Source organism: Pseudomonas sp. Irchel 3F3, assembly GCF_900187545.1.
Taxonomy (GTDB): Bacteria; Pseudomonadota; Gammaproteobacteria; order Pseudomonadales; family Pseudomonadaceae; genus Aquipseudomonas; species Aquipseudomonas fortuita.
The window spans coordinates 160197-176998 of record NZ_FYDS01000010.1; the positions used below are offsets into that span (position 1 = coordinate 160197).

General features: G+C 62.7%; 18 protein-coding genes. 13 read left to right on the plus strand and 5 right to left on the minus strand.

The genetic code is table 11. From position 1 onward, the window contains the following. Positions 1-21: 21 nt before the first annotated feature. Entirely contained in the window at positions 22-579 is a 558-nt protein-coding gene (locus CKW35_RS22125) for a GNAT family N-acetyltransferase (protein ID WP_016485778.1), read from the plus strand. A 14-nt stretch (positions 580-593) separates the two neighbouring features. Here CKW35_RS22125 and CKW35_RS22130 read toward each other — a convergent pair whose 3' ends face one another. Further along, positions 594-1154: a nucleotidyltransferase family protein gene (locus CKW35_RS22130; protein ID WP_016485779.1), complete on the minus strand. Its 561-nt coding sequence runs from the start codon at positions 1152-1154 to the stop codon at positions 594-596. A gap of 105 nt (positions 1155-1259) precedes the next feature. Further along, positions 1260-3320: a TonB-dependent siderophore receptor gene (locus tag CKW35_RS22135; protein WP_256219692.1), complete on the minus strand. Its 2061-nt coding sequence runs from the start codon at positions 3318-3320 to the stop codon at positions 1260-1262. A gap of 414 nt (positions 3321-3734) precedes the next feature. Between CKW35_RS22135 and CKW35_RS22140 the strand changes: the two genes are divergently transcribed. The 9 genes from CKW35_RS22140 to CKW35_RS22180 all read left to right on the plus strand — a co-directional run bounded on the left by CKW35_RS22140 (position 3735) and on the right by CKW35_RS22180 (position 12527). Further along, the gene (locus CKW35_RS22140; protein ID WP_016485782.1) at positions 3735-4025 is read left to right on the plus strand and encodes a hypothetical protein; all 291 of its coding nucleotides are present in this window, start codon (positions 3735-3737) and stop codon (positions 4023-4025) included. A gap of 11 nt (positions 4026-4036) precedes the next feature. Beyond that, entirely contained in the window at positions 4037-4669 is a 633-nt protein-coding gene (locus CKW35_RS22145) for a hypothetical protein (protein ID WP_024717325.1), read from the plus strand. A 423-nt stretch (positions 4670-5092) separates the two neighbouring features. Then, the gene (locus CKW35_RS22150; protein WP_016485784.1) at positions 5093-5350 is read left to right on the plus strand and encodes a hypothetical protein; all 258 of its coding nucleotides are present in this window, start codon (positions 5093-5095) and stop codon (positions 5348-5350) included. 125 nt (positions 5351-5475) lie between these two features. Beyond that, entirely contained in the window at positions 5476-5763 is a 288-nt protein-coding gene (locus CKW35_RS22155) for a DUF3077 domain-containing protein (protein WP_024717324.1), read from the plus strand. 176 nt (positions 5764-5939) lie between these two features. Beyond that, the gene (gene sfnG, locus CKW35_RS22160) at positions 5940-7034 is read left to right on the plus strand and encodes a dimethylsulfone monooxygenase SfnG (RefSeq protein ID WP_016485786.1); all 1095 of its coding nucleotides are present in this window, start codon (positions 5940-5942) and stop codon (positions 7032-7034) included. A gap of 378 nt (positions 7035-7412) precedes the next feature. Further along, positions 7413-7895 carry a formate dehydrogenase subunit gamma gene (locus tag CKW35_RS22165; protein WP_016485787.1) on the plus strand — a complete coding sequence of 161 codons (483 nt, stop codon included), beginning with the start codon at positions 7413-7415 and terminating at the stop codon, positions 7893-7895. Further along, positions 7889-9448 carry an NADH-quinone oxidoreductase subunit NuoF gene (locus CKW35_RS22170; protein WP_016485788.1) on the plus strand — a complete coding sequence of 520 codons (1560 nt, stop codon included), beginning with the start codon at positions 7889-7891 and terminating at the stop codon, positions 9446-9448. Before CKW35_RS22165 ends, CKW35_RS22170 begins: the two co-directional genes overlap by 7 nt. Next, entirely contained in the window at positions 9445-12327 is a 2883-nt protein-coding gene (gene fdhF / locus CKW35_RS22175; protein WP_016485789.1) for a formate dehydrogenase subunit alpha, read from the plus strand. The genes CKW35_RS22170 and fdhF overlap by 4 nt, the downstream gene beginning before the upstream one ends. After that, positions 12324-12527: a formate dehydrogenase subunit delta gene (locus CKW35_RS22180; protein WP_016485790.1), complete on the plus strand. Its 204-nt coding sequence runs from the start codon at positions 12324-12326 to the stop codon at positions 12525-12527. The genes fdhF and CKW35_RS22180 overlap by 4 nt, the downstream gene beginning before the upstream one ends. 83 nt (positions 12528-12610) lie before the next feature. On the opposite strand, the gene CKW35_RS22185 is transcribed toward CKW35_RS22180, so the two are convergent. After that, entirely contained in the window at positions 12611-13474 is an 864-nt protein-coding gene (locus tag CKW35_RS22185) for a universal stress protein (RefSeq protein ID WP_016485791.1), read from the minus strand. A gap of 157 nt (positions 13475-13631) precedes the next feature. On the opposite strand from CKW35_RS22185, the gene CKW35_RS22190 reads away from it, so the two are divergent. Next, positions 13632-14249, plus strand: a complete 618-nt coding sequence (locus CKW35_RS22190) for a tRNA-(ms[2]io[6]A)-hydroxylase (protein ID WP_016485792.1) — start codon at positions 13632-13634, stop codon at positions 14247-14249. Between the two features lie 22 nt (positions 14250-14271). On the opposite strand, the gene CKW35_RS22195 is transcribed toward CKW35_RS22190, so the two are convergent. Next, positions 14272-14592 carry a YqjD family protein gene (locus tag CKW35_RS22195; protein ID WP_016485793.1) on the minus strand — a complete coding sequence of 107 codons (321 nt, stop codon included), beginning with the start codon at positions 14590-14592 and terminating at the stop codon, positions 14272-14274. A 128-nt stretch (positions 14593-14720) separates the two neighbouring features. On the opposite strand from CKW35_RS22195, the gene CKW35_RS22200 reads away from it, so the two are divergent. After that, complete coding sequence (locus CKW35_RS22200) at positions 14721-14984, plus strand: hypothetical protein (RefSeq protein ID WP_016485794.1); 264 nt, start codon at positions 14721-14723, stop codon at positions 14982-14984. Between the two features lie 18 nt (positions 14985-15002). Here CKW35_RS22200 and CKW35_RS22205 read toward each other — a convergent pair whose 3' ends face one another. Next, positions 15003-15485: an LEA type 2 family protein gene (locus CKW35_RS22205; RefSeq protein WP_016485795.1), complete on the minus strand. Its 483-nt coding sequence runs from the start codon at positions 15483-15485 to the stop codon at positions 15003-15005. A 135-nt stretch (positions 15486-15620) separates the two neighbouring features. Between CKW35_RS22205 and CKW35_RS22210 the strand changes: the two genes are divergently transcribed. Next, positions 15621-16745 carry a sigma-70 family RNA polymerase sigma factor gene (locus CKW35_RS22210; protein ID WP_016485796.1) on the plus strand — a complete coding sequence of 375 codons (1125 nt, stop codon included), beginning with the start codon at positions 15621-15623 and terminating at the stop codon, positions 16743-16745. The last annotated feature ends 57 nt before the right edge of the window (positions 16746-16802 follow it).

The following is a 16802-nucleotide window of genomic DNA, read 5'->3' on the forward strand; positions in this document are numbered from 1 at the left end:
GGATGCCCAGGAACGAATGCCATGGCTTGCCTGCCGACGCTGCATACCGATCGCCTTGTACTTACGCCCCTGCGACTGGAGGATGCACCTGCAATCCAGAAACTGTTCCCGCAATGGGAAGTTGTCCGCTACCTCGATCGTCGCGTCCCATGGCCATATCCGGAAGACGGTGCGCTGGTCTATGTACGGGATATCGCCCTGCCTGCCATGGCTGCGGGCCGTGAATGGCACTGGATGATCCGCCTGCGCAACGAGGCTGACTGCACCATTGGCAGCATCAGTTTGTATGAGCAGCCTGGAAACAACAGAGGCTTCTGGCTTGCGCCGCAGTGGTGGGGCATGGGCTACATGCGCGAAGCCTGCAGGGTCATCAACGCCTATTGGTTCGAGGCGTTGTCACGCCCGCTCATGCAGGTTCCCAAAGCCGTTGCCAACCACGCCTCGCGCAAGGTTTCAGAGCATGAGGGAATGCGCAGGGTGAGTACCCGCGATGGATATTTTGTTTCTGGGCCAATGCAGGTCGAGGTATGGGAGCTGACACGCAGTGACTGGTTCAGCGCGTCGAAAACCGGACACTAGCTTGAGCATTCTGATCACTCGACCAAGACAAGCCATGGCCAACGCTCCCGGTAGCTGGCGGCTTTTTCCCTGAACAAGCCTGGCCGTGGGTTCAGCTCGTTCATGTTCAGCAGATCGTGCTGCAGGTCATCCAGGCCATGGGTGCTGTACAACGTGCCCGTGCACACATCAACCCCAAGGCAGGTCGAGCGGATCAGGTAGCGGTCGATGCCATCCGTGACCTTGAGCAATGGCGAATAAGCACCGCCGAATTTCCCCTGGTACCAGAGGTGGACGCGGGCCTGGTTGCGCACTTCCACGTTGACGCCCAAGTGCGCGCAGGCCTGCTGCACCCTGGTGATTACCCGGTCCTCTGCCTCCCAGGACACATCGGCGTCAAAGTAGGCGATGTCATAGTCCTTGATGCCCCAGCCGGCAGGCAGCCCTGCGCGGTGGTTCCAGAAGGTCTGGAACAGGGCGCCTGCCACCAGCATGCAGTGGGGGATATCCAGCGTTGCCAGCACCGCCAGGAGTGCCCGGTTTACCGGGTTCTCGCGGATGATCGCCAGTAACTGCTCGTCAGTCAGTGAATGCATGGATACCGTCCTTGATAGTCGCATTGCAAGGGCTGAGCTTACTTGAATGGCGCCAAAGCCATCACTGGATGCCGTTCAGTGCGCCGCTACACAGGACGGGCGGGGTCAGTACTTCCAGGTCACCGAAGCCGTCAGGTTGCGCGGTGCACCGTAGCTGGCGGTTGTCGCGTTGTTGTACAGCGACAGCAGGTATTTGCGGTCGGTGACATTGTTCAGGTTCAGCGACGTGCTCCAGTTGCTGTCAATGTCGTAGCTGGTCATCAGGTCAACCAGGCCGTAGGCGTTCTGGTGGATGGCGCTGTTGGTGTCGTTCTCGACGCCGGTCTGCCAGCTAACACGGGCGCCAACCTTCATCTGTGGCAGGGTCGGCAAGCGGTAAGTGACCATGCCGCGCAAGCTGTGGGCCGGCACATATTTGCGCGCACGCTCGCCGTTGTCATCGTCAATACGTACATAGGTGTAGCCGGCGAGCAGGTCGAGGCCTGGCGCCACTTCGCCGGATGCCTGCAACTCTACGCCGTGGCTCTTGAAGTCGCCCGGTGTGTAAACCTCTTGAACCCCGTCGAACCCGGCATCCACGGCCACGTTGCGCTGCTCGGTCTTGAACAGCGCAGCGGTCAGGTGCAGGCGCTCGTCCATCACCCTGCCTTTTACCCCCACTTCCATGCTCTTGCCTTCCAGTGGGTCGAGCAGCTTGCCGTCGGTACCGACCACGTTGTACTGCGGGTTGTAGATTTTGGTCCAGCTGCCGTAAATGCTCCATGCCTCGTTCAGGTCGTAGACCAGGCCGGTGTAGGGCGTGACCTTGCCATGGGCGCGCGTGGAGTGTTCTGAACCGTAGCTCTCACCCTTGCCGTCGGCGCTGAGCATGCGTGCACCGGCTATCCAGTGCAGGTTATCGGCCAGGCTGAATCGCGCACCGGCGAATACGCTTTTTTGCGTGTCCTGGAAGTTCTGCGCCAGGTCGTCACTGGTGACGCCAAACGAGGGCATAGGCGTATTGCCCGCGAGGATGCCCGAGAACGAAGTGTTGAAGAAACTGCCATGCTCCAGGTCTTCATCGTACTCCTGGCCTTTTTGGTGCGTGCGCCCGTACGCGGCCCCGAAGGTCAACTGGTGCTCGCGACCGAACAGGCTGAACGGGCCTTGCACCTTGGCCTCGCCCAGCAGCTGGTGAGCCTCGCTGCGGGTGTGGTTGGCATACGCGTCGGCTACATCACCAGAGACGCCACCTACATAAAGCATGTTGGTGTTCTGCTTTTCCTGCTGCCCGGTGGCCGTGAGCGTGGCGTTCCAGTCATTGCCGAAATCATGCTTCAGCTCGACGAAGGCCCGCTGGGTGTGCAGGTTCCAGTAGGTCCACGGCTGGCCGATGCTGTTGCTGCGCCCGCTGTAGTGGATGGCATTGCCGTCATTGTCCACCAGTGGCAGGTTGCCCCAGGTGCTGCCGTTGGAGTCACTGTTGTGCTGGGAGAAGCCCACGGTCACGGTGTCGGCGTCGGACACATCGAACGCCAGCAGGCCGGCAGCAACGTTGCGCTCGTGGCTGTAGCGGTCCATCCATGAGTTGCCCTTGTCGTGGGAGTAGATGAAACGCCCGCGCACATTGCCGCTGTCGGTCAGCGGGCCGGCAACATCGACGTCGATACGGCGGCTGTCCCACGAGCCGACGCTGGTGTCGACCTGCGCCTGGAAGGTATCTGTCGGGCGTTTACGCACGAAGTTGACCGTGGCCGACGGGTTGCCGGCACCACTCATCAAGCCATTGGCGCCGTGCAACACGTCGATCTGCTCGTACTCGGCCAGGTCCTGGTCGCCTACCAGCGTGCTGCTTACGAAGGGCATGCCCATGCCGTCGTACTCGAAGGTGTCGATGTCGAAACCGCGCGAAGTGAATTCGGTACGGTCGGTTTCGGTTTGCTCGACGGTTACCGACGGTGCTGCGCGCAGTGCGTCCTTGATACCGGTGATCTTGAAATCGTCCAGCGCCTGGCGGGTGATGGTTGTCACGCCCTGCGGGGTCTGCTTGTCGGTCAGGCCCAGTTTGGTGGTGCTGGATGAGGCCCTGCCTTCGTAGCCCTGGCTCACGGCATCCATCACTTCGCTCGTGCTGTCGATCTGGGTCGCGGGCAGGGTGAGGTTGTCGGCGGCATGAACGACAGGCATGGCGCTGCATGCGCCGACCAGCAAGAGGCGGGCAGGGAGATGACGTTTCACGGGGAATTCCTGAGGCGGGGGCTGGTAAAAGGGTTACAGATTTCGTGCGAATGAGAATCTACGTCAAATGAGAAGATATATTGATAAATAATGTTTCATGCTTCTTCACCTCTCGCGAAACACGGCCTAGGTGGATGGCAGCAGCTAGCCGGTGCTCACGGAGGTTTCAAGCGGCTGCCGCGAGCAGCCTTGAAAGCGTTGGTTACATTGCCCTGCGCCGTCTTGAGGCTGGCAGGGCCATAGTTCATGCGTGTTCCGGGTCATCGCTCGAATCGGGGGGGAACCGCTGGTCGCTTTGGCTTCGCAAGCGCTAGATTTGATCCGGATTTTGTACGATGATTTTCGTAATGGCAGGGATGAGCTATGAAAACCGGTTTCAGGGAGGCCCAGCGCGCAGTAATAGCGGCGCTTGAATCAGGGGAGTACCAACACGTTTCGCGCGGGGATATCGATATAAAGAACCTGTTGGCTACAGGGGAGGTGTCAGCCCGAGAGGTTGTCGAAGTCGTGCGCTCCTGCCGGGGCATTCACCACGCAAGCAGCCCTCACCACGCTGTCGCTGCCGTAGAGGTGCATGTACTCAAACGGGATGGCTGGTACATCAAGTTCTTTTTTATCGAACCAGATACCTGGTTCATAAGCGTTCACCAGTGAGTACCCAGATCATGAAGATTCTGTTTGAAGGGGATAGCGGAAAAGCACTGTGCGAGCACTGCCAGGCAGTGGTGCCCACTCGTTATGCCCGCCGGGATGTACCGTTCAGCGATGGCAAGGGTGTGGCCAGGGACATATTGGTGGGCGTGTGTACCCGTTGCGATGGCGTGGTCGCACTTCCACCGCAATCCACACCAGCCATTCACGAGGCGCGTAAGCAGCAGCTCAAGTCGATCGAGGCGCGCTTGCCGGCCGTCTATGTGGACGTGCTGGATGCGGCCATGCATGCAGTCAGCAGCGACGCCGGGGCCCATTTACGCAAGTTGTTTCTGGCCCACTATGTTCAGCGGTTGGCGCAGGTTCAGCAGGGGGGCCGATTGCAGGCTGCGCATCTGGCGTTCATCCAGGCGCTGGATGCACAGCGGGAGCAGCGCGGGCTTGCAAGGTCCAACGCTACCCGGCGGTTGTCGATGAAGGTTAATCCGCACATGGCAGAGGACCTGCTTGCGCTGCAACAACAAACCGAGATGAACCAGACCGAGTTGCTGAAGGCCGTGATCGCCCTGATCCAGGCGGATGTGCTCGAAGAGCGGGACGAGGAAGTGATTGTGGCGCTGCAGCGGCTGGCGCGGTTGGCGGTATAGTCAGCACTGAACATTGTCGCTTGTGCGTGGGGCAACCACGCACAGGGCTCTTCGTTGGCCCGCCACATTCTTTGTCGTTCCTACACGATAGAGCCAGATTTTTCCCCTTCCATGTAGTCCGTTTCTGAATCATCCTTTTCAAGCCGTTTCACCATTGCGATGGAAACCTGATCTCCCTAGTCTCGACCTGTCGTTGCAAATTCAACGACCGGGTCTGCAAGCCTGCGAGTCAACTAGAAGAGCTCACCATCAGCTAACGGCGCTTTGCGCTCAGCTGCGTTTTATGGTGGCTGCGTACGGGTGGTCTTCGGACCAACCGGGCTTTCTAGTTGCCTCGGTCTTGCAGGCCCTTACGTAGCCGCCACCCAATCATCTGCAAGTGAGCAGGTGGCGATCTTGGTAGTGCAACTAGAGAGATTCGCCATGCTCAAAATTGTTCCCGATCCACCTTTCTCCGCTGACCCTTCGCACCACCTGGAAGACACCCTGATCCAGGCCACCGAATACGTCCTCTGCGCCTTGTCCGTAGGCCATCACGCCCTCTCCACGCTGCCCAAGTCTCCCGCCACCGTCATGACCTTGGCGGTGATGCATGAAGTGGAGGCCGTGCGCTCGTTACTGGAGTCGGCGATTGCGCAGGTGCAGTTCAAAGGCAAGCCGCAAATGCATACCTTGCATTGATGGGCTGAAATCAAGTTTTGCCAGCGGTGGATGGCACCGGCTGCGCCCGTGTTCGCGGGTGAACCCGCTCCCACAGGAGAGTGGAGGGCAGTACCACTGGCTGGCAGATTCAGAAGAGGTTCAAGATGGATAAAGAATTGGATGACGACACCGGCACCCTGGGGCTGACCGTAGGCTCGGCCACTTGCCTGGACGGTATCATCGACGGCAAGAAGCTGTTCCGTGTCGAGCCCGGCAACTGCTGTGACCATGCTGTCGAGCAGGCCTCTGTGTTGATGGACTGCTCTCGGCGGGCATCGTTTATCGGGGTAATGGACAACGAGCCGGTGCTGGTCTGGGCCTCGCACTTTCTGTGCGACATGGCCAAAGCCTTGATGGATGACGCTCACATGGGCATGCGCAAGAACCGGTGAGCCAGCAGCAAGCGGCGATGTTGCGCAGGCAACAGTGATCCGACAGCGTGTTTGACCACATGCAGTCAACATCGCCGACTAGTTCCATTAACCCGTTGAAAGTAAAGGAATCCAGCCGTTGGCACGCTTGCTGCTCCTGCCTCCTTGAACCCCAAAGATTCTCAAGGAGCTTCCCCATGAGCCACGCCCCACTCAAGTTCGCCTACTGGGTCCCCAACGTCAGCGGTGGCCTGGTGGTCAGCACCATCGAGCAGCGCACCAGCTGGGACATCGACTACAACCGCAAGCTTGCGCAAATCGCTGAAAAAGCGGGCTTCGACTACGCCCTGTCGCAAATCCGCTTCACCGCCGGCTACGGCGCCGACAACCAGCATGAGTCGGTCACCATCAGCCATGCGCTGCTGGCGGCCACGGAAAAGCTCAAGGTCATCGCCGCCATCCTGCCAGGGCCGTGGAACCCGGCGCTGGCGGCCAAGCAGTTGGCCAGTATCGACCAGTTCACCCATGGCCGCATCGCCATCAACGTGGTGTCGGGCTGGTTCAAGGGCGAGTTCCACGCCATCGGTGAGCCGTGGCTGGACCACGACGAGCGCTATCGCCGTTCCGAGGAGTTCATCCGCGCGCTCAAGGGCATCTGGACGCAGGACAACTTCACCTTCAACGGCGACTTCTATCGCTTCCGTGACTACAACCTCAAACCCAAGCCACTGCAGCAACCGCACCCCGAGATCTTCCAGGGCGGCAGTTCGCGTGCGGCGCGGGATATGGCCGCGCGGGTGTCGGACTGGTACTTCACCAACGGCAACAGCGTGGAAGGGATCAAGGCCCAGGTCGATGATATCCGCGCCAAGGCCGCAGCCAACGGCCACTCGGTCAAGGTTGGGGTGAATGCCTTCATCATTGCCCGCGACACCGAGGAACAGGCGCGTGCGGTGTTGCAGGAGATCATCGACAAGGCCAACCCCGAGGCGGTGCGGGCGTTCGGCAACGAGGTGAAGCACGCCGGGGCAGCCAGCCCGGAAGGCGAGGGCAACTGGGCCAAGTCCAGCTTCGAGGACCTGGTGCAGTACAACGATGGCTTCAAGACCAACCTGATCGGCACGCCGCAGCAAATTGCCGAGCGCATCGTTGCGCTGAAGGCAGTGGGGGTGGATTTGATCCTGTCCGGCTTTCTGCATTTTCAGGAGGAAGTGGCGTACTTTGGTGAGCACGTGTTGCCGCTGGTGCGTGAGCTGGAAGCCGGTCGCAGCGTAGACAAGGCAGTGGCCTGAGGCCTGTGCCGAATTGCCGGGGGCGCTTTGCGCGCCTTTGCGGCCGGGGGCGCCAAGGCAAGGCTGCTCGCGCCGGGCATTAGCCTGGGGTAGTCATCGACGCACCTGTACTGCTGTGAAACCCCGCATACCGTGCAGGGGCCGTAACGCTTGGCGTCGGTTTCAGGATGCGCCTGGTCGTTCGCACGCAACCCCCTGGCGCCACAAGTGCCATGCTTGCAGGATGCCTTCGGACCAGCGTGCGCAGATGCGCGGCCGTGGGCAAGGAGGCCGTCGGCGCCGCGCAACCGTGACGCGGCCGACGCGCCGCAGCAGAACACGCTGGATACCTGCCCTCACAATAATTCAGGCGGGGTCCGTGATGCCGAGGTCCGCTGTATGCCTGATGAACTGCTCCACCTGCCCGTGATCCACCGTATTCTGGCCCGTGACAAGGCAACCCCCGGTGCCCTGTTGCCGATCCTGCATGCCATCCAGCACGACATCGGTTTCATCCCCGATGCCGCTGTCCCTGAAATTGCCCATGCCCTGAACCTCAGCCTGGCCGAGGTGCGTGGAGTGATCAGCTTTTACCACGACTTCCGTACTGCGCCGCCGGCGCGCCACACCCTGCGCCTGTGCCGCGCCGAATCGTGCCAAAGCCGTGGCGCCGAGGCCCTGGCCGCGCAACTGCGTGATCAGCTGGCACTGGATGACCATGGCACCAGCGCCGACGGTACCATCAGCCTGCGCCCGGTGTACTGCCTGGGTGCCTGCGCCTGCTCGCCGGCGCTGGAGCTGGACGGCCAGGTGCATGCGCGGCTTACCCCTGAGCGCCTGCGTGCATTGGTAAACGCTTGCCGGGAGGACGCAGCATGCTGAAGCTCTACATTCCCTGCGACTCGGTGGCCCGTGCCGTGGGGGCCGACCAGGTTGCCGATGCCTTGCAGCGCGAGGCCGAGCGCCGCCAGCTGCCGCTGGACATCCAGCGCACCAGCTCACGCGGGCTGTACTGGCTGGAGCCGCTGATCGAATGCGACAGCGGGCAAGGGCGCCAGGGCTTCGGCCCGGTGACCCCACAAGACGTGCCGGCGTTGCTCGATGCCCTGGCCGGTGAGCCCGGTGGCCACTCGCTGGCGTTGGGGCTGGTCGAACAAATGCCTTTCCTGAAGACCCAGCAACGCCTGCTGTTCGCCCGCGCCGGCATCACCCGCCCATTGTCGCTGGATGACTATCGCGCCCATGGCGGTTTCGCCGGCCTTGAAGCGGCCGTGGCCCTGAACGCTGCCGAGGTGGTCGCCGCCGTGCTTGACTCCGGCTTGCGTGGCCGTGGCGGTGCGGCGTTTCCTGCTGGCATCAAGTGGCGCACCGTGCGCGACGCCGGGGCTGGGCAGAAGTACGTGGTATGCAACGCCGACGAGGGCGACTCCGGCACCTTCGCCGACCGTATGCTGATGGAAGGCGACCCTTTCCTCCTGATCGAGGGCATGATCATTGCCGGCCTGGCCGTGGGGGCCGACAAGGGCTACATCTATGTGCGCTCGGAATACCCGGATGCCATTCGCGTGCTGAACCAGGCCTTTGCCATCGCGCGTGAAGCCGGCTACCTCGGCACTGACGTTGCGGGCAGCGGCCAGGCTTTCGACCTGGAAGTGCGGGTGGGGGCCGGCGCCTATATCTGCGGCGAAGAAACCGCGCTGCTCGAGTCCATCGAAGGCAAGCGCGGCATCGTCCGTGCCAAGCCACCACTGCCTGCGCTGCAAGGCCTGTTCGGCCTGCCCACGCTGGTGCACAACGTGCTCACCCTGGCTTCAGTGCCCATCATTCTCGCCAAGGGGGCAGCGTTCTATCGCGATTTCGGCATGGGCCGCTCGCTGGGCACCATGCCGTTCCAGCTGGCCGGCAATATCCGCCAGGGCGGCCTGGTGGAGCGTGCGTTCGGCCTGACCCTGCGCGAGCTGGTGGAGGGTTACGGCGGCGGTACGGCCAGTGGCCGGCCGCTGAAGGCTGCGCAGGTGGGCGGCCCGCTTGGCGCCTGGGTACCCCCCAGCCACTTCGACACCCCGCTGGACTATGAAGCCTTCGCCGCCATGGGCGCAATGCTCGGCCACGGCGGTGTGGTGGTGGCCGACGACACCCTGAACATGGCCAGCATGGCGCGCTTCGCCCTGCAGTTCTGCGCCGAAGAATCCTGCGGCAAATGCACCCCGTGCCGCATCGGCTCCACCCGGGGCATGGAAGTGGTCGACCGGTTGATCGCATCGACTGATTTCACCGAACGCCACGACCAGGCCCTGTTGCTGCGCGATCTCTGCGACACCATGCAGTACGGCTCGCTATGCGCCATGGGCGGCATGACTGCCTACCCGGTGGCCAGTGCCCTCAAGTACTTCCCCGCTGATTTTGGGCTGACCACCACGGAGGCCGCGCAATGATCAATGTCTTCGACCCCGCGTCTGATAAAAGCAGCGACCTCGGCACCCCGGCCCGTGACAGCGACGTGCAGATCAGCCTGAGCATCGACGGGCGTGCTGTCAGCGTGCCCGCCGGCACCTCGGTGATGCGCGCCGCGGCCATGCTGGGCACCAGCATCCCCAAACTGTGTGCCACCGACAGCCTCGAAGCCTTCGGCTCATGCCGCATGTGCATGGTGGAAATCGAAGGCATGCGCGGCTACCCGGCGTCCTGTACCACGCCGGTCAGCGAAGGCATGGTGGTGCGTACCGAAACGCCACGCCTGGCCGGCCTGCGCCGCAACGTGATGGAGTTGTACATTTCCGACCACCCACTGGACTGCCTGACCTGCTCGGCCAACGGCAACTGCGAGCTGCAGACCGTGGCCGGCCAGGTGGGCCTGCGCGAGGTGCGCTACGGTTACGACGGCGCCAACCATTTGGCCGAAAAGAAGGACGTTTCCAACCCGTATTTTGACTACGAGCCCAGCAAGTGCATCGTTTGCAGCCGCTGCGTGCGCGCCTGCGAAGACATCCAGGGCACATTCGCCCTGACCATCACCGGCCGCGGTTTCGAGTCGCGGGTCGCGGCGGCGGGCGGCGACAACTTCCTTGCCTCCGAGTGCGTGTCGTGCGGCGCCTGCGTACAGGCCTGCCCGACCGCAACGCTGACAGAAAAGAGCCTGGTGCAGCTTGGCCAGCCCGAACGTTCGGTGATCACCACCTGCGCCTATTGCGGCGTCGGGTGCTCGTTCCGCGCCGAAATGAAAGGCGATCAGCTGGTGCGCATGGTCCCGGACAAGAACGGCGGGGCCAACCACGGCCACGCCTGCGTGAAGGGGCGCTTCGCCTGGGGCTACGCCACCCACCCGGACCGCATAACCAAACCGATGATCCGCAAGCGCCTGGAAGACCCGTGGCAGGAAGTGAGCTGGGACGAGGCGGTGACCTACGCTGCCAGCGAGTTCCGCCGCATCCAGCTCAAGTACGGGCGCGATTCCATCGGTGGCATTACCTCCAGCCGCTGCACCAACGAAGAAGCCTATCTGGTGCAAAAACTGGTGCGCACGGCGTTTGGCAACAACAACGTCGATACCTGCGCGCGGGTGTGCCACTCGCCCACCGGCTATGGGCTCAAGCAGACCCTGGGTGAGTCGGCCGGCACGCAAAGCTTTGATTCGGTGATGCAGGCTGACGTGGTGCTGGTGATCGGCGCCAACCCCACCGACGCCCACCCGGTGTTCGGCTCGCAGCTCAAGCGCCGCCTGCGCCAGGGCGCGCGGCTGATCGTGATCGACCCACGGCGCATCGACCTGGTCGACTCGCCGCACGCCCGCGCCGAGTTGCACCTGCAACTGCGCCCGGGCACCAACGTGGCCATGCTCAACGCCCTGGCCCACGTGATCGTCACCGAGGGCCTGCTGGCTCAGCGCTTTATCGATGCCCGCTGCGAAACCGAAGACTTTGCCCGCTGGCGCGACTTCGTCAGCCTGGCAGAAAACGCCCCTGAAGTACTCGGCCCGGTCTGTGGCGTGCCGGCCGAGCAGATCCGCGCGGCTGCGCGGCTGTATGCCACCGGTGGCAACGCGGCCATCTACTACGGCCTGGGCGTGACCGAGCACAGCCAGGGCAGCACTGCGGTGATGGGCATCGCCAACCTGGCCATGGCCACCGGCAATATCGGCCGTGAAGGGGTAGGGGTGAACCCGCTGCGTGGGCAGAACAACGTGCAGGGTTCGTGCGACATGGGCTCGTTCCCCCACGAGCTGCCTGGCTACCGGCATATCTCCAACGAGCACGTGCGCGCCGAGTTCGAACGCGCCTGGGGTGTGACCCTGCAGCCCGACCCCGGCCTGCGCATCCCCAACATGTTCGAGGCAGCGCTGGACGGCAGCTTCAAGGCCTTGTACTGCCAGGGCGAGGACATCGCCCAGAGCGACCCTAACACCCAGCATGTCACCGCGGCCTTGCTCGCCATGGAGTGCGTGGTGGTGCAGGACATCTTCCTCAACGAAACCGCCAAGTTCGCCCATGTGTTCCTGCCGGGCAGCTCGTTCCTGGAAAAGGATGGTACCTTCACCAATGCCGAGCGGCGCATTTCGCGGGTGCGCAAGGTCATGGAGCCGCTGGCCGGCAAGGCCGACTGGGAAGCGACCATCGCCTTGGCCAACGCTCTGGGCTACCCGATGAACTACCGTCACCCGTCCGAGATCATGGACGAGATCGCCCGCCTGACGCCGACCTTCCGCCGTGTCAGCTATGCCGACATCGACCGCCATGGCAGCCTGCAGTGGCCATGCAACGACACCGCGCCAGACGGCACGCCAACCATGCACATCGACCAGTTCGTGCGTGGCAAGGGCCGCTTCATGCTCACCGGTTATGTGCCTACCGACGAAAAGGTCAACAACCGCTACCCGTTGTTGCTGACTACCGGGCGCATCCTCAGCCAGTACAACGTCGGCGCGCAGACCCGGCGTACTGCCAACGTCGCCTGGCATGATGCCGACCGCCTGGAGATTCACCCCACCGATGCAGAAAGCCGCGGTATCCAGGACGGTGACTGGGTCGGCATTGGCAGCCGCGCGGGGCAGACTGTGCTGCGCGCCAAGGTCAGTGCGCGGGTAGCGCCGGGGGTGGTGTACACCACGTTCCACTTCCCCGAGTCGGGGGCCAACGTGATTACCACCGACAACTCCGACTGGGCCACCAACTGTCCCGAGTACAAGGTAACGGCAGTGGAAGTGGTGAAGGTGTTCCAGCCATCGCAGTGGCAAAAGCGCTATCAGGACTTCAGTGACAAACAGCGGCGCCTGCTGCAAGAGCGCCGCACAGCGGAGCAAGCCGAGGTGCGCCGATGAGCAGCGACAACCTGGTCAAGATGGCCAACCAGATTGCCCATTACTTCGACAGCGAACCAGACCGGGCGCTGGCGGTACAGGGGGTGCGCCAGCATATGCAAAGCTTCTGGACGCCGGCCATGCGCCGACAGCTGGCGCAATGGATCGAGGCCAATGCAGGGGAAGGGCTGGACCCGAAGGTGCTGGAGGCGATGCCGTAGCGGGCCTTCGCGGTCCCTGTAGGCGCGGCCTTTCGCGACGCAAGGCCGCTCCTACAAGGGGCGCACCCATCGTGCCAATTGCATCAGCCGCGGGCTAATTCGGCCAGGTGAGCGATGGCTTCCTCGCTCTTGAGCACCAGCACATCCCCCTCGAGCGCATCCAGTACCACCTCCGAAGTATTGCCAATCAACGCCCCGGAAATCCCCGTGCGGCACACCGTGCCAATCACCGTCACCACCGCGTTCAGCAGTTTCTCGGTGTGCGGAATCAACACATCTGCCGGCCCTTCAGCTACATGCAGGCATTCCTCGCTGATGCCGTACTCAGCCTGGAACGCCTTGCACGCATCCCGGTAGCGCTGCTCGATGGTCTCGCTCAGCTGGTAGGTCGGGTCAGAGGCCGACAGCATCGGCGACGGATGGGCACTGATGACATGCAGTTCGCCCTTGGCCAGTTTGGCAATCTCGAAGCCATGGTCGATGATGCTGGCATGCAGGCGGCGATGGTCTTCGTCCTGGTTGCCCACGTCGACCGCCGCCAGAATCTTGCCCCCGGTCCACGGCCGTTCACTCTTGACCATCAGCACGGCACATGGGCATTGGCGCAGCAGTTTCCAGTCGCTGGGGGTGAGCAGGGCCTTTCTCAGCGAACTGTCCGGGCGGTGGTCCTTGATCACCAGGTCGCAACCTTCGGCCTGCTGTACATAGATGATGGTGTCGTGCAGGTTGTCGCGCCAAGCCTCCTCATGGGTGATGTTGTCGTAGCCGTCATCATGCAACTGGCTGCTGAGCAGGCTCAGTAGCGCACTGTGATCATGCCGTTTGTCGCACATCAGCAGGTGCAGCCGAGCGCCGGTGACGCCGGCGATCAGCTTGGCCCGGGTCAGCGCCCGGCTGTGGGCGTGCTCGGGGTCGAGGACGACGAGGATGCTGCGGACGGCTTGCATGGGCGTAAGCTCCCTTCAAAGGTGGCGACCAATGCCTGACTATAGACGGCGCGCCCCCTGCTGGCGTTTGATGTACATCAACAAGCTTAGTCACTGGCGCCGCCCGCCGCCGCCGGTATAATCGCCGGCCCTGCCTGTTCTGTGTGGTTGCACGCTTATGTCCCTGATCCCCGAAATCGATGCCTTTCTTGGCTGCCCGACGCCAGACGCCTGGATCGAAGCGGCGCTCGCCGACCAGGAAACCCTGCTGATCGACCACAAGAACTGCGAATTCAAGGCCGCGAGCACGGCCTTGAGCCTGATGGCCAAGTACAACACTCACCTCGACCTGATCAACATGATGTCGCGCCTGGCACGTGAGGAACTGGTGCATCACGAACAAGTACTGCGCTTGATGAAGCGCCGTGGCGTGCCACTACGACCGGTGTCGGCGGGGCGCTATGCCTCAGGGCTGCGCCGCCTGGTGCGCGCTCACGAGCCGGTCAAGCTGGTGGACACGCTGGTGGTGGGGGCGTTCATCGAGGCGCGCAGTTGCGAGCGTTTTGCCGCGCTGGTGCCGCACCTGGACGAAGAGCTGGGCCGCTTCTACCACGGCCTGCTGAAAAGCGAAGCGCGCCACTACCAGGGTTACCTGAAACTGGCGCACAACTATGGCGATGAGGCAGACATCGCCCGCCGGGTTGAACTGGTGCGCGCTGCAGAAATGGAGCTGATCCAGTCCCCAGATGTGGAACTGCGCTTCCACAGCGGTATCCCGCAAGCGCTGGCCGCCTGATTCGCACCAGGCGGCCCAGGCGTCAGTTGCGCCGCCCCAGCAGCAGGCCCACCACCACCCCCAGGCCGGCGGAAATGGCTACGGTCTGCCAGGGATGGCCGCCGATATAGTCCTGGGTGGCGTCCACCACCGGCTGCGCCTTGTCCCGTATGTTGCCAGCGGCCTGGCGCGCCTGTTTCAGTTTGAGGCTGACCTGCGCTCGCAGGGTTTCTGCTTCTTCGCCCACCAGGGCGGCACTGTCGTTCAGCAGTTTTTCCGATTCCTCGATCAGCGACTGCAGTTCGCTGAATACCTGGTCCTTGATCTGATCGCTGTCGGGCAGCGTGGCGTTTTTACGGGCCATGAACTCGTCCTCGTTGATGGGTAGTGTGAACAATGGATGCCGCTGCGTCGGGAAAGTTGCGGTGGCTTTCCGATGTTGCGTTGCCTGGGTGTAAGATAGCGGCCATTTTCAAACCTGCAGGTACCTTCATGAGTTTCAATCTGGCCAACATGAGCTTCGAGGAACGGGCGCAGATCGAGGCAGAGAAGGCGCGGCTGTTCGAGCTGTGGCAGAGCAACCTGGGCAAGGCCAAGGGTGATGCAGCCCGGCTGATCGCCGAGAAACCGCGGCGCAAAGGTAAATGGGCCGAGTGGGTACGCACCGAACTGGAGGGCATGTCGCCGCCCGAATACGCCAGCATGGTGCGCAGCGAAGTCAACAAGTTGATGGCCGCCGCCAGCGCCAACCGCTGAACACCCGTCGACGGGCACTTACCAGTAGGCGCCTTTGGGCAGGTCCAGCTTGCCCTCGTCGGTAAAGCGCACGGTCCCCAGCAACCCGCCCGCCAGCTTGCCGCGCAGCTTGTAGGGCAAACCCTTCAGCGAATCCACCGTGCCCAGCCCATAGGCCTGGCGCAGGAAGGAAAACGCCGTGATGCTCACCGGCACCACGATCACCGCCTCGTCGTAGCGGCCAATGTGCCCTTGCTGGTCGCTGACCCCGGCGGCCAGCGGCTGGCCGTTCACTTCCAGGTTCAGGGCGATCCCGTTGTAGTCGATCGGCGACTCGTTGGGGTTTTGCACCCGCATTTTCACCGCCATGCGCAGTTCCAGTTCCTGCCCGGCCAGCGGCTCGATACCGATCACGCTGATGTTGACCGGGTCGCGTGGTTGAAACAGAGCGCAAGCGCCCAGCCCATAAACCATCAGCAGGACGAGAAACAGGCGGATACAGCGGTACGGGCGGGGAGTCATTGCGGGCGACCTTGCCAGAGTGGGCGAACCCTCAGTGTGGCAAATGCGCGTCGGCGTTGAAAGTGTCCTTGAAGATGAACGATACTGTTTCTCATTAACGCTCGATAACTTTTCCTGCTGGCTGTTACCAAACCCATGCTGATGTCACCCGTGTCGGGCCTGCTGGCGACTTTCCAGGAGCACTACGACGACCTGTTGCTGTTTCTGACCCGGCGCATGAGCGATCGCCAGCGCGCCGCGGACGTGGCGCAGGAAACCTATTTGAAGCTGGTGAAAGTCGATGAACTAGCGGTGCCGGTGCTGCACGCCCGCAGCTTCATCTTCCGCGTGGCCGGTAACCTGGCAATCGATGCCTTGCGCCGCGAGCAGCGCCTCGCTGCCAGCCATGACGACTGTGACGGAGCCGGTGAGCTGGCCTGCCCGGCGCCAGCGCCTGAGGCGTTGTTGCTGGCCCGGGAGCGCCTGCAAATTCTTGACGATGCGCTGCTGAAACTGCCCGACAACGCCCGCCAGGCATTGTTGCTGAACCGTGTCGATGGCCTGACACAGGCGCAGATCGCACAGCGGCTGGGGGTTTCCGAGAGCATGGTGGCCAAATATATCGGCCAAGCCCTGCGCCATTGCCGCGACTGGCTCAAGCAGGCGGGTGTGGCTGCCTCTGTGGCATTGCTGGTCGCCGCTGTGGCGGGTTGGCAGCAGGCGCCGATACTGCTGGCGGACTACCACACCGCAGTGGGTGAGCGGCAGGTCATTATCCTGGCGGACGGCACGCGGGTAACCTTGAACAGCGCCAGTGCGTTGAGTGTGGTGTTCAGTGAGCACGAACGCCGGGTGGTGCTGGATGCCGGTGAGGCCCTGTTCGAGACCACCGATGATCCGCGGCCGTTTGTGGTCGATACGGCAGGTGAGCAGGTGCAGGGTGGTGCCGCCACCTTTAGCGTGCGTCGCGATGGTCGCGTGGTGTTGGCACGCGGTGAAGCCAAGGTTGGCGAAACTGAACTGGCGGTGACGGCCGATGCCGGTGCGCAGATGGCCTGGCAGCGCGGCAAGCTGATCTTCAACGGCAAACCGCTGGGGCAGGTGCTGACCGAGCTTGAGCGTTACCGGCATGGGCGCATCGTGCTGTCCGATAGCAAGCTGGCGGCAATGGAGGTGAGCGGGGTGTTTGACCTTGATGAGCCTGAAGCCCTGCTGCGCACGTTGGAGCAGCGCTATGGGCTCAAGGTTACCTATCTGCCGTGGTTGGCTGTGGTTCACTGACTGGCCTGTACCGGCCTCTTCGCAGCACAGCAATAAAAATATTTTCCGTTTGGCACT

Bases quoted from the DNA above. Each gene is read 5' to 3' on its own strand.
- CKW35_RS22155 (WP_024717324.1), top strand. From the start codon at position 5,476: ATGGATAAAGAATTGGATGACGACACCGGCACCCTGGGGCTGACCGTA.
- CKW35_RS22190 (WP_016485792.1), top strand. From the start codon at position 13,632: ATGTCCCTGATCCCCGAAATCGATGCCTTTCTTGGCTGCCCGACGCCA.
- CKW35_RS22145 (WP_024717325.1), top strand. From the start codon at position 4,037: ATGAAGATTCTGTTTGAAGGGGATAGCGGAAAAGCACTGTGCGAGCAC.
- CKW35_RS22210 (WP_016485796.1), top strand. From the start codon at position 15,621: ATGCTGATGTCACCCGTGTCGGGCCTGCTGGCGACTTTCCAGGAGCAC.
- fdhF (WP_016485789.1), top strand. From the start codon at position 9,445: ATGATCAATGTCTTCGACCCCGCGTCTGATAAAAGCAGCGACCTCGGC.
- CKW35_RS22130 (WP_016485779.1), bottom strand. From the start codon at position 1,154: ATGCATTCACTGACTGACGAGCAGTTACTGGCGATCATCCGCGAGAAC.
- CKW35_RS22205 (WP_016485795.1), bottom strand. From the start codon at position 15,485: ATGACTCCCCGCCCGTACCGCTGTATCCGCCTGTTTCTCGTCCTGCTG.
- CKW35_RS22140 (WP_016485782.1), top strand. From the start codon at position 3,735: ATGAAAACCGGTTTCAGGGAGGCCCAGCGCGCAGTAATAGCGGCGCTT.
- sfnG (WP_016485786.1), top strand. From the start codon at position 5,940: ATGAGCCACGCCCCACTCAAGTTCGCCTACTGGGTCCCCAACGTCAGC.
- CKW35_RS22185 (WP_016485791.1), bottom strand. From the start codon at position 13,474: ATGCAAGCCGTCCGCAGCATCCTCGTCGTCCTCGACCCCGAGCACGCC.
- CKW35_RS22180 (WP_016485790.1), top strand. From the start codon at position 12,324: ATGAGCAGCGACAACCTGGTCAAGATGGCCAACCAGATTGCCCATTAC.
- CKW35_RS22135 (WP_256219692.1), bottom strand. From the start codon at position 3,320: ATGCCTGTCGTTCATGCCGCCGACAACCTCACCCTGCCCGCGACCCAG.
- CKW35_RS22195 (WP_016485793.1), bottom strand. From the start codon at position 14,592: ATGGCCCGTAAAAACGCCACGCTGCCCGACAGCGATCAGATCAAGGAC.
- CKW35_RS22150 (WP_016485784.1), top strand. From the start codon at position 5,093: ATGCTCAAAATTGTTCCCGATCCACCTTTCTCCGCTGACCCTTCGCAC.
- CKW35_RS22170 (WP_016485788.1), top strand. From the start codon at position 7,889: ATGCTGAAGCTCTACATTCCCTGCGACTCGGTGGCCCGTGCCGTGGGG.
- CKW35_RS22200 (WP_016485794.1), top strand. From the start codon at position 14,721: ATGAGTTTCAATCTGGCCAACATGAGCTTCGAGGAACGGGCGCAGATC.
- CKW35_RS22165 (WP_016485787.1), top strand. From the start codon at position 7,413: ATGCCTGATGAACTGCTCCACCTGCCCGTGATCCACCGTATTCTGGCC.
- CKW35_RS22125 (WP_016485778.1), top strand. From the start codon at position 22: ATGGCTTGCCTGCCGACGCTGCATACCGATCGCCTTGTACTTACGCCC.